Source organism: Enhygromyxa salina, from assembly GCF_002994615.1.
Lineage (GTDB): Bacteria > Myxococcota_A > Polyangia > Nannocystales > Nannocystaceae > Plesiocystis > Plesiocystis salina_A.
Window position 1 is genome coordinate 70,369 of sequence record NZ_PVNK01000110.1, and the last position, 11,117, is coordinate 81,485.

Genomic DNA, 11,117 nt, shown 5'->3' on the forward strand with positions numbered 1-11,117 from the left:
CCCAACGCGGCGATCGGACGAGTACACTCTCGCCGCATGCACAGACCCGTGATCGTCGTTGACGACGCGATCGCTGCGGCGCGAGAGGCGTTCGCGGAGCTCGGGACCGTCAACTGTCTGCCGTCTTCGAGGATCGACGCCTCGACCGTCGCCGCCCTCGACGCCGAGGTCCTGCTCGTCCGCAGCGTCACCCGGGTCGACGCCGACCTGCTCGAGCGCTGCCCGAGCCTGGGCTTCGTCGGGACCGCGACCGCAGGCACCGACCACCTCGACCTCGCGGCCCTCGCCGCCCGGGGGATCGCGGCCGCGAGCGCGCCCGGCTGCAACGCCCGCGCCGTCGCCGAGTGGGTGCTCGCGGCCCTGACCTTCACCGAGCAGGCCCGGGCCTGTGCCCCCGCGGGCCCGGTCGGCCTCGTCGGCCTCGGCAACGTAGGCGCGCGGCTCAGCGCGCTGCTGCTCGCGCTCGGCTACGAGGTCCTCGGCTGCGACCCGCCCCTGGCCCGCAGCGGTCGCCCCTGCCCCGCGCCGCTGGTCGAGTTCGACGAGCTCTGGCGGCGCTGCTCGATCGTCAGCTTCCACGTGCCCCTGGTCGTCGACGGCCCCGACGCGACCCGGGCCTACATCGAGCGCCGCGCCCCCGCCCTCGCCGGCCCCAAGCTGCTGATCAACACCAGCCGCGGCCCCGTGGTCCGCGATCGGACCCTCGACCGAGCGGACATCGGCGCGATGATCCTCGACGTCTGGGACGGCGAGCCCGACCTCTCGCCCGCGCGCCTCTCAGATCCGCGCCTCCTGCTCGCCTCGCCCCACGTCGCCGGCTACAGCCTCGAGGCCAAGATCGCCGGGACCCGCATGATCCACGAGGCCCTGTCCGCCCACCTCGGTCGCCCGCCGAGCTGGACCGGAGCAAAGCTGCTGCCTCCTCAACCGCTCACAGCTCCACTGCAGGGCTCCTCGACCGCCGCGAGGGCGAGCCTCGTCGCTCGAGTCGTGGACCTCAACCGCGACGACGCCCGGGTCCGCGCCCTCGCCAAGCTCGAGCCCCCCGCCCGACCCCGAGCCTTCGAGGCCCTCCGCCGCGAGTATCAGCTCCGGCGTGAGTTTCGGTCCTGGGTCATCTCACCCGCCCGGGCCCGCGACCCCGAGCTCGAGCGCTGGCTCCAGACAGCAGGCTTCTCCCTCGGATAGAGGTTCGAGGCCCCAAACAAGCGCTCAGCGCCTGCCCGAAGTCCGTTCGAGCCTTGTCTGACGGCCAGGCCTCCGAGGCTCGAAGCGAACGCACTCACCGGAGGCATGAGCTGTATCGGTCTTCTGGCAGATCGCGCCCGATCGCCCCCAGCGCTCCAGAGCGGAGTCCCCCCCGCAAAGAGCAGAGCGCATGAAAGGCCGCAGGAGGTCCGAGTGCGGGGTATCGCCGTACGAAAAGCACCTCCGACGCCCACCCGACCGACCTGGAGCCGCGGCACCAAGAGCCTTCTGCACCCCAGATGGAGAGGCGACGCCCCGCACTCGGACCTCCTGCGGCCATGCGCGGACCCCCAACAGCCACGACAAAGCCCCATCAACGACTCCGTACCGAGTAGCCCCCCAGCGCTCCGGAGCGGAGTCCCCCCCCGCAAAGAGCAGAGCGCATGAAAGGCCGCAGGAGGTCCGAGTGCGGGGTATCGCCGTACGAAAAGCACCTCCGACGCCCACCCGACCGACCTGGAGCCACGACACCAAGAGCCCTCTGCACCCCAGATGGAGAGGCGACGCCCCGCACTCGGACCTCCTGCGGCCATGCGCGGACCCCAACGGCCACGACAAAGCCCCATCAACGACTCCGTACCGAGTAGCCCCCCAGCGCTCCGGAGCGGAGTCCCCCCCCGCAAGGAGCAGAGCGCATGAAAGGCCGCAGGAGGTCCGAGTGCGGGGTATCGCCGTACGAAAAGCACCTCCGACGCCCACCCGACCGACCTGGAGCCACGACACCAAGAGCCTTCTGCACCCCAGATGGAGAGGCGACGCCCCGCACTCGGACCTCCTGCGGCCATGCGCGGACCCCAACGGCCACGACAAAGCCCCATCAACAACCGAGAAGTGTCCTCACCCCCAGAACCTCCAACAAATGACCAAGCCTCAGAGCCCTCGTTGAACCGCCCGCAGGCGTCCGGGACTACCCCCCGGAGAGCCTCCCATGTTCGTTCTTGCCCCTGTCACCAAACCCGCGGAGCTCCACCCCGCCCGCGCGCTACTAACCCCGACCTGGATCGGCGCCCTCGCCGTGCTCGTCGCCAACGACCACTGGCTCAAGGGCGCCGACATGATCCCCGGCGCGCTGACCGGGAAGCTCAGCGACTTCGCGGGCATGCTCGTCGCGCCGGTCTTGCTCGCGGCGCTGCTGCGCGTGCGCAGCCGTGGCGCGCTGCTCGCCTGCCACCTCGCGGTCGCGGCGGTGTTCGCCGGGATCCAGCTGTCGGCCGGCTTCGCAGCCCAGTGGTCGGCGCTGATGGGCCTCGTCGGTCATCCCTGGGCGATCACCTGCGACCCCACGGATCTGATCGCGCTGCCCTTCTTGCTGCTGTCGTGGAAGCTGCTGGTCCCCGAGATGGATCCGAGCCTGCCCACGCTCGCCCCGATCCAGCGGAGCGCGGTCGCGGGCCTGAGCGTGTTCGGCCTGTGGTCGACCGTCGCAACCTCGGACGAGCGCGGCATCGACCCCAGCGACGAGTGGTACGAGGACGTCTACGGCCACCTCTACGTCAACAACGCCAACGAGTTCGAGATCTCGCTCCACGTCCGGCCGCTGCGCAGCGACGTGCTCCTCGACTGTGACCAGGTCTCGAGCGATCCGGGCCGGCTGCTCGGCGAGGACGCGTTCGGCGAGGCCGAGCACTGGTCGCTGCCGGGCTTCACCAACTTTGCGATCGAGCTCGACGAGAGCCGCGGCTGCGACGCCGCGTGGATCGCCGGCGAGGGCGTCGAGCCGACGATCGTGTTCGTCGACGACCTCGCCCTGCACGCCCCGCGCTGGTGGTCGGGTCAGACCTTCGACGTCGAGGAGCTCGAAGACGGGGGCCTCGGCGTGCGCTTCGAGGACGGCGTCGGCGGCGAGTGGATCGGGTCCGACGCCCTGCGCTTCACGCCCAAGACCGACGCCCCCGAGCAGCCCGACAGCTGCGAGATCCCGAGCGGCGAGAGCCGCCTCGACTGGCCCTTGATCGTGCCCAAGCGCGACGTTCGGGTGCTCGGAGTCGAGGCCGGCGCCGACGGCTGCTACGAGCTCGAGCTGCAAGAGCAGGTCACGACCAACAGCGAGGTCACCGACTTCGGCGAGCCCTACGGCTTTTACCTGTGCGCCCCCGAGGCCGGGATGCCCTTGGCCGAGGACGAGGCCCTGCGCTTCGAAGTGATCTACGGCAACAGCGGCGAGCGAGAGCTCCGCGTGACCCTGCTCGACCCCGCGACCCTCGACGTCGCGGTCAGCGAGAGCGGCATGCCGACCCGGCAGGTCCGCTACCTCCGCGGCGGCAACGACCCGCAGTTCATCGGCCCCGCGCTCAATCGTCAGCTCGTGGCGGTCCCCGGCGTCAGCTGCCCGTGGCAGGTCGAGGCCGCCTGCGCGACCGTCGAGCGCCACGTCGAGCTCGCCGTCGCCGGGAGCCCGAGCTTCTTGCAGCCGGGCGTGCCCGTGAGCTTCGCCGACCCGCCCGAGTCGGGCGCCATGGTCCGGACCGCGATCCGCAGCTACGCCCGCGAGCGCGCCGTGCTCGACCAAAGCTGCGCCGAGGGTGCCCTGCAGATGACCTACGACATCGACTTCGTCGTCATCAGCGAGCCGCTGATCTAGTCATGACCCCCGCGCCCACCTTAGACTTTGCCACGCACTGCCGCTTCGCGGCAGGTCGCTCGGTCGCTGCGCTCCCTCGCTCGGTGGGCTGAGTATGAGCTTCGCTGTCGCTTACGTCGCCCCCTAAAGGGGGCTCGTTTTGTTGTGTCCCGAGACAGGGTGAGACGGTTGTGTCCCGAGACAGGGTGAGACGGCACGTTCCTGCTCGAGCTCTTTGGCGCGGGCACGGTTCCGACCACGAGGCATTGCACCACGGGCTGCTAGTGTCCGTCTTCGCTGGGGTCCGCGAGCTCGCCCGTCCGCCGGACACGCTCGAGCAGGGCTTGAGGCCCCGCGTGCGTGAGGGTAGCGTCGCCGCGTGCACGCTCGACGCCTCATGGTCCTCGCGCTCCCCCTCCTCACGGCTTGCGCCTCGTCTTCGTCCGACGGCGGCGACGCCGACACCGACACGAGCGACACGAGCAGCTCCGTCGGAGACGGCGACACCGGAGACGGAGACGCCGACACCGGAGACGGAGACGGCGACACCGGAGACGGAGACGGCGACACCGGAGACGGAGACGCCGGAGACGGGGACGGAGACGCCGGAGACGGAGACGGAGATGGAGACGGAGACGGAGACGGAGACGGAGATGGAGACGGAGATGGAGACGGCGACGCCGACACTGGCGGCAGCCCCGGGTGCACGGACGGCGCCGGACTCGCGGAGGGCGAGCACACCTTCATGCTCGATGACTACGAGCGCCGCTACATCCTCCGCCTGCCCGAGAACTACTCCCCCGACCAGCCCTGGCCGCTAATCTTCGCCCTCCACGGCAACGGCGGAAACCCGAGCTACTGGGACGAGCTCGGCGGCGACCGAGACATCCGCACGGCCTTCGCCCAGGAGGCCATCATCATCATCCCCGAGGCCATCAACAACGCCTGGCGCGACTACGACGCCGCGCCCGAGACCTGGCCCGCCGGCATCGAGCTCGAGCTCAACTACTTCGACACGGTGTACGAGAGCGCCCGGACCGAGCTGTGCATCGACGAGGACAACGTGTTCTCCATGGGCTTCAGCGGCGGCGGCTCCTTCTCCGGCGTGCTCGGCTGTCGCCGCGAGTACATCCGGGCGATCGCCGTGGGCGGCAGCGTGATCTACTTCGAGCCCGAGCAGTGCGTGGGTACGCCTGCGGCCTGGGTCACGATCGGCGACGGCGAGCTGAGCCCGGGGCGCGAGGCCTTTCGTGACTTCTTCCGCGACCTGGCCGGGTGCCAGGAGAGCGCGACACCGGGGATGCCCGAGGGCTGCGTGGACTACGAAGGCTGCGCCCTCGACACACCGGTTCGCTTTTGTGCCCACCCCGGGGGCCACGTGTGGCCCTCGATCGGGACCGAGCAGACCCAGGTGTTCTTTCAGCAGTTCTATCAGGGCTAGCGCGGGCTAGCGCGGGCTAGCGCGGGCTAGCGAAGGTGCGGCTCGAGCATCGCGCCGAAGCCCGCACGCACCAGCCCGCGCACGAGGTTCTCGGCGCTCATGCCCCGAGCCTCCGCGGCCGCCTTGGTGTTCCAGTCATGGTGTGACGGCCGAGCTGATAGACGTGTTGCAGCGTGATGTCCTGGCCCAGCAGGCCCCCGGCGAGGTGGTGGAGCTGGCCGGGCCTCGACCACGTCGAGGCGCTCCGCGAGCTCGCCCCGCGCCGCTTCGTGGCCCTGGTCCGCAGCGTCGGGCTCGAGGACGCTGACGAGCTCATGGCCATGGCCACGCCGGCCCAGACCCTCGAGCCGCCCTCGTCCACGGCCAGGCTCACTGGTGTCGGTTTCCCCGTCGAACCCGCCGCGAACGAGGCCGGTCACGGGCCAGACAGCACGCTCCCGCGCGAGCTCTGTGGCGCGACCACGGTCACGAGCAGGAGCCGGAGCAGCAGCAGGAGCCGATCGTCGAGATCAGCCCCTCACGGTGTGCGCAAAGACCACAGCGTCAGTCGGCGAAGTCGAAGCGCCAGCTGCCCTCGGGCGCGAGCCCGATCTCGAGCTTGGGCGGGACCTCGCCCTCGGCCATGTACTCGAGCAGCGACTTGGCCAGGGCCGGCATCAGCGAGGCCCGCAGGGTGTGGTCGACGTTGCGGGCGCCGGTGTCGGCGTCGGTGCAGCGGCGGACCAGCTCGTCGAGCAGCTCGTCGCTGAAGGTGGCCTCGACCTCGTGGGTCTCCATCAGCCGCCGCTTGAGCTTGCCGAGCTTCAAGATCGCGATCTCGCGCATGATGTCGGGCCCGATCGGCCGGAAGGGGACCATGGTCATGCGGGCCAGGAGCGCGGGCTTGAAGTGCGCGCTGACCGTTGGCCGGATGGCCTCGGTGACCTCCTCGGTCGTCGGCGGCTCGTCGGAGTCGTACAGACGCATGATCGTGTCCGAGGCCAGGTTCGAGGTCAGGATCACGATCGTGTTCTTGAAGTCGACGGACCGGCCCTCGCCGTCGCTGAGCATGCCCTTGTCGAACACCTGATAAAACAGGTTCATGACGTCGGGGTCGGCCTTCTCGCACTCGTCGAGCAGCACGACCGAGTAGGGCCGCTGGCGCACGGCCTCGGTCAGCATGCCGCCCTCGCCAAAGCCAACGTAGCCGGGCGGCGAGCCGATCAGGCGCGAGACCGTGTGCTTCTCCTGGAACTCCGACATGTTGATCGTCGTCATGAAGCGATCGCCGCCGTAGAGCTGGTCGGCGAGGGTCAGGGCCATCTCGGTCTTGCCGACGCCGCTGGTCCCGACGAACAGGAGCACGCCGATCGGCGTGTTGGGATCGCGGACCCCGGCGTAGGCCATGCGCACGGTCTCGGCGACGACGTTGACGGCCGGCTCCTGGCCCTTGACCCGGCGACCGAGGACGTCCTCGAGCTCGAGGACCGAGCCGATCGTGTCGGCCTTCATCTTGCCGACGGGGATCCCCGTCCAGTTGGCCACGACCTTGGCGACGACGTCGGCGTCGCACTCGTGGTGGACGAGGGGATCGGCGTCACCGCGGATGTCTTCGAGGGCCTTGGTCGCCGCCTGGACCTTGGCCCGGAGCGACTCGACGCTGTCTTCGCCCGTGACCTCGGCCGCGCTCTCGGCCGCGGCCGCGGCGTCCTCGGCCGCGATCGGCGGGGGCTCGTCGGGGTCGGCCTCGCGCGGGCCGTCGCCCTCGGCGGAAGCGTCGGAGGCGTCGGCAGCTTCGGCGGCCTCGGCCTCGGCCTGCTCGGCGCCGCGGAGGGCGTCACAGGCCTCGTTGAACGCCCGGACCGCGTCGAGCTCGGCCTCCCAGCGCGCGGTCAGCTCGGCGACCTCGACCTTGGCCGACTCGATCTGACCGAGGAGCTCGGCGTAGCCGTCTTGGTCGACCTCGATGTGCTCGGCGATGTCGCGCTCGAGCGCGACGCGCTTGCGCTCCTTCGACGCGAGCTCGAGCTCGAGGGCCTCGACCTCCTGGGGCTTGGCGCCCTGCTCGACCTTGACCCGCGCGGCCGCGGTGTCGAGCAGATCCACGGCCTTGTCGGGCAGCTGACGGCCCGAGATGTAGCGGCCCGAGAGCTCGGACGCGGCGACCACGGCCTCGTCGCGGATCGTGACGCCGTGGGTCTCTTCGTACTTCCCGGCCAGGCCGCGGAGCATCACGATCGTGTCGGCGACGCTCGGCTCGTCACACTTGACCGGCTGAAACCGCCGCTCGAGCGCCGGATCCTTCTCGAAGTACTTCTTGTACTCGGTCCAGGTCGTGGCCGCGACGGTCCGCAGCTCGCCGCGGGCCAGGGCCGGCTTGAGCAGGTTGGACGCGTCGTTGCCCCCCTTGCTCGCGCCCGCGCCGATGATCGTGTGGGCCTCGTCGATGAACAGGATCATCGGCGTCGGCGAGGCCTTGACCTCGGAGATCACGGCCTTGAGCCGCTTCTCAAACTCACCCTTGACGCTGGCGCCAGCGTTGAGCAGGCCCATGTCGAGGTTGATGAGCTCGGTGTTCTGGAGCAGATCCGGGACCTCGCCCTTGACTATCGCGAGGGCCAGGCCCTCGACCAGCGCGGTCTTGCCGACCCCGGGCTCGCCGACGATGATCGGGTTGTTCTTGCGCCGCCGGGCCAGGATGTCGATGATCTGGCGGATCTCGCGGTGGCGGCCAAAGATCGGGTCGATGCGACCCTCGCGGGCTTCTTTGGTCAGCGAGACCGTGAACCGACCGATCGCGCTGTCGGCCGAGGGCGCGCCCGCTTGGGCGGCCGAGACCGCTCCGGGCGCGCCGGCCTCGCTCGGGATCTCGTCGAGCTCGTTGGAGTTGCGCACGATCCCGTCGAAGTCCCGACGCAGGACCTCGGGGTCGATCGCCTCGATCTCCGGGAATTCCTCGGCGGTGTAGCGAGACGAGCGCTCGATGAACTGCAAGAGCATGTGACCCGTGCGCAGCTTGCTGACGCCGTAGAGCAGCGAGGCCAGGGTCCAGGTGTCCTCGACCCACTGAAACAGGCTCTCGGCGAACACCGGGCGCCCGGCGTTGCCGGTCTTCATCGACTCGAGGGTCTTCTCGATCCGGCCGATCAGGCGCAGGCGATCCTGGCCGAAGTACTGGAGGATCTCCGCGGCGTCCCCGTCTTCTTGGCCGACGATCCCGTAGAGCATGTGCTCGGGCACGATCTCGTAGAACTGGCCTTGCGCGGCCCGGCCGACGGCGGCTTCGAGCATGCCCGTGCACACGGGGCTGAGACGTTGGACGAGGACTTTCGGTTGGACGCGCATTGAGGGGCTCCAGTAGCGATCGGGAAGAGAGGTGGAGAAGAGAAGAGATGGCGGCGGCTGCCGAGCGGGCGTCGAGTGTGCCCGACGCGAACGGTCGCGCTCAACCGAAAGGTCGCGCGCCGCCGCATCGACAGTCGGCCCCGGCTCGGGCTTCGTTCACCCTCGATCGTCGATCCTCACGCGAACGTGACCTGGCTGGCCGTAGAGGCCCGTGCAATGAACTTCGCGGTCTCGGCCCGCGTGTCGGCCCCGCGTGTCGGCCCCGCGTGTCGGGGAAGATCGGCCAGCCCCCGAGCCCCGTCCGATCGGCCGGCGAGCCGCGGTACTAATTTTTCCCCATCAAGCCGTCGACGATCTCGGCGAGGGCCCGGAGCGCGTCGGTGGTCGTGAACACGCCGAGGACCCGGGTCGGGTGTCCGGGTTCGACGACGATCGCCGAGCCGTAGCGATGCTCGGCCATCTCGCGCGCGACCGCCTCGACGTGAGCGTTGGGTCCACAGGTGAAGGGCACCTGGGTCATGACCTGCCGGACCGAGATCTCGGCGAGCTCGACCTGCGCGAGAGACTCGGCGACGGCGACATCGCGCTGGCTGAGGATCCCGATCAGCCTGCCCTCGCGCAGGACCGGGAGGTGGCGGACGTCGAGGGCGTACATGCGGTCCTTCGCGTCACCGAGGCTCAGATCTTCGTCGATCGTCTCGGGCAGGGCGCTCATGTACTGGCGAACTGGAATCAGGTCGGGCATGGCGCCGATCTTTGCCCGAGCGAGGGGCCAAAGACCACGCAGAGTTTACTCGCGCGTCCGCGCGTGCGGCGATGATTTCGCGGTCGGCGACGGATTGATAGGCTGAGGGTCATGCGTTCGTGGCTGATCACCGTGCTGCTGGCGACGACCGCGTGCCTGCCCGACAACCCGGGCGTCGCCGAGGGCCAGGCCGAGACCGGCGAGACCGGCGAGACCGGCGAGACCGGCGAGCCCGGCGAGACCGTCGAGACCGGGCTGCTCGGGTGTCCGAGCGGCGAGTCGTGCACGATCGTCGCGCTCAGCCAGACGATCGACGATCGCGTCGACCTGTTCACGGCCGCGGGCCCGGGCCCGCGCTATCGCGGCGCCCTCGATCTCGACCTCAAGCCAAACCCGGGCGGCGACATCACGGGCGAGTACCTCGACGAGCCCTACGGCCTCGCGTGGGACGGCGCCGACCTCCACGTGTTGATCGGTCACTACCCCAACCGCGACGTCGGCTCGCTCCTGAGCTTTCCCGCCGCGGGCCTGGCCGACTACGAGGCCGGGACGCTCGTCCCCCTCGGCGACTGGTGGAGCGGGAGCGAGGTCAGCGGGCTCGGCGTGCGCCTGACCGCGCTCGAGCGCACCGAGCCCCTGTCGATGGTCGTCCACCGCCCGAGCGGCGCCCTGCTGATCGCCGTGTTCGCCAATGATCTGATGGTCCCCGACAACCTCTGGACCAAGCCCAGCGAGCTGCTCGGGCTCGCGTCCCCCTCGGTCTCGGGTGCGGCCGAGCCGCGCGTCGCCGCGGCCGGCTGCGCGGGGGCGTGGAGCATCGCGGCCCTCGACCCCAACGCCGACAGCGTCGCGCTCGCGTGTGACGGCGACGAGACCGTCGCGATCCTCGACGCCTCGCCGCTGAGCGCCGACGCAGCCCCGAGCCCCACCTGCGTGGCCGAGATCCCCTTCTCGGGCAAGAGCGTCCGCTACCTCGCGCCCGACGGCCTCGGCGGGGTCCTCGTCGGCGAGCACCCCTCGATCGTCAGCGCCAGCGAGGACGCGCGGGCCTGGTGGTTCGACGGCGACTGTCAGCTGCGCGGGTTCACGGTGCTCGAGGGCGAGAGCTCGTGGATCGTCCGCGCGCTGGCCCTGATCCCCGGCGCCGAGGGCCCGCGCTGGCTGCTCGCCCGGGCCGACGGTGACGCCCGCGGGGTCGTGATCCTGGCCGCGGAGGTCGGCGAAGGCACGATCAGCGAGTGCGGGCGCCTCGACGCCCTCGACGAGGCCGGCGCGTGGACGGCCGTCGGCGGCAGCGAGCCCCTGCGACCCCACGCGCTGGCCCTCGACAGCGAGGGGACGGGCCTCGCGGTCGGGGTCGGGCCCGGCAACTACGACGCCGCCGGCCCCGGCTACGGCAGCGTGTGGTGGACCGAGCTCGACTACGGCGACGAGCCCTGCGACGCCCTCGCCCTCGACCCCGTCGAGCTCGGCGCCTCGGCCCCGGCCGTGGATCCCACGCTCCCCCAGACCTGGCGCCGCGCCCCCGACGTGCTCGAGCTGATCGAGGTCTCAGGATGAAACAACGAAGGCGCGTTCACCTGCCCGTGGTCTCGGACCCCGAGCCAAGCCCCGAGCTGGACCCCCACGACGATCCCCTCGCGCTGCTGCGCGGCGGCCCCTTCGCCCGCGCCTTCGCCCTCTTCCTCGGCGTCCTCGGCGTCGTGTGGATGGTCGCCCACGAGGTCCACGCCGAGTCGCCGGGGCCCGAGGTCGAGCTCGTCGACAGGGTCCACACGGCCCTGCGCGCGACCCCGCCC

The 11,117-nt window shown here is 70.6% G+C and carries 8 protein-coding genes; 5 read left to right on the forward strand and 3 right to left on the reverse strand.

Annotated elements, in window-relative coordinates; all coding sequences use genetic code 11:
* Positions 1-36 precede the first annotated feature (36 nt).
* From ENSA5_RS10440 to ENSA5_RS37405, 3 genes are all read left to right on the forward strand, one after another.
* Positions 37-1,188 carry a DUF3410 domain-containing protein gene (locus ENSA5_RS10440; RefSeq protein ID WP_106391492.1) on the forward strand — a complete coding sequence of 384 codons (1,152 nt, stop codon included), beginning with the start codon at positions 37-39 and terminating at the stop codon, positions 1,186-1,188.
* A gap of 988 nt (positions 1,189-2,176) precedes the next feature.
* The gene (locus ENSA5_RS10445; RefSeq protein WP_146155545.1) at positions 2,177-3,829 is read left to right on the forward strand and encodes a hypothetical protein; all 1,653 of its coding nucleotides are present in this window, start codon (positions 2,177-2,179) and stop codon (positions 3,827-3,829) included.
* Positions 3,830-4,187: 358 nt separating this feature from the next.
* Positions 4,188-5,249 carry an alpha/beta hydrolase family protein gene (locus tag ENSA5_RS37405; RefSeq protein ID WP_181197608.1) on the forward strand — a complete coding sequence of 354 codons (1,062 nt, stop codon included), beginning with the start codon at positions 4,188-4,190 and terminating at the stop codon, positions 5,247-5,249.
* A gap of 97 nt (positions 5,250-5,346) precedes the next feature.
* Here ENSA5_RS37405 and ENSA5_RS10460 read toward each other — a convergent pair whose 3' ends face one another.
* The 3 genes from ENSA5_RS10460 to ENSA5_RS10470 form a co-directional block, all read right to left on the reverse strand.
* Positions 5,347-5,622 (reverse strand): hypothetical protein, encoded by a 276-nt coding sequence (locus ENSA5_RS10460; protein ID WP_106391495.1) that lies wholly within the window; start codon positions 5,620-5,622, stop codon positions 5,347-5,349.
* Between the two features lie 170 nt (positions 5,623-5,792).
* Positions 5,793-8,573 (reverse strand): type VI secretion system ATPase TssH, encoded by a 2,781-nt coding sequence (tssH, locus tag ENSA5_RS10465; protein WP_106391496.1) that lies wholly within the window; start codon positions 8,571-8,573, stop codon positions 5,793-5,795.
* Positions 8,574-8,898: 325 nt separating this feature from the next.
* Positions 8,899-9,318 carry a CBS domain-containing protein gene (locus tag ENSA5_RS10470; protein WP_106391497.1) on the reverse strand — a complete coding sequence of 140 codons (420 nt, stop codon included), beginning with the start codon at positions 9,316-9,318 and terminating at the stop codon, positions 8,899-8,901.
* 111 nt (positions 9,319-9,429) lie between these two features.
* Here ENSA5_RS10470 and ENSA5_RS10475 point away from each other — a divergent pair, with 111 nt between their 5' ends.
* Together ENSA5_RS10475 and ENSA5_RS10480 are read left to right on the forward strand one after the other, a co-directional pair.
* Positions 9,430-10,878, forward strand: coding sequence for a hypothetical protein (locus ENSA5_RS10475; protein ID WP_106391498.1), 1,449 nt, complete (start codon positions 9,430-9,432; stop codon positions 10,876-10,878).
* On the forward strand, positions 10,875-11,117 hold a 243-nt coding region (locus tag ENSA5_RS10480; protein ID WP_146155546.1), incomplete at its 3' end, for a hypothetical protein. The genes ENSA5_RS10475 and ENSA5_RS10480, both read left to right, overlap by 4 nt.

Bases quoted from the DNA above. Each gene is read 5' to 3' on its own strand.
- ENSA5_RS10440 (WP_106391492.1), top strand. From the start codon at position 37: ATGCACAGACCCGTGATCGTCGTTGACGACGCGATCGCTGCGGCGCGA.
- ENSA5_RS10445 (WP_146155545.1), top strand. From the start codon at position 2,177: ATGTTCGTTCTTGCCCCTGTCACCAAACCCGCGGAGCTCCACCCCGCC.
- tssH (WP_106391496.1), bottom strand. From the start codon at position 8,573: ATGCGCGTCCAACCGAAAGTCCTCGTCCAACGTCTCAGCCCCGTGTGC.
- ENSA5_RS10470 (WP_106391497.1), bottom strand. From the start codon at position 9,318: ATGCCCGACCTGATTCCAGTTCGCCAGTACATGAGCGCCCTGCCCGAG.
- ENSA5_RS10475 (WP_106391498.1), top strand. From the start codon at position 9,430: ATGCGTTCGTGGCTGATCACCGTGCTGCTGGCGACGACCGCGTGCCTG.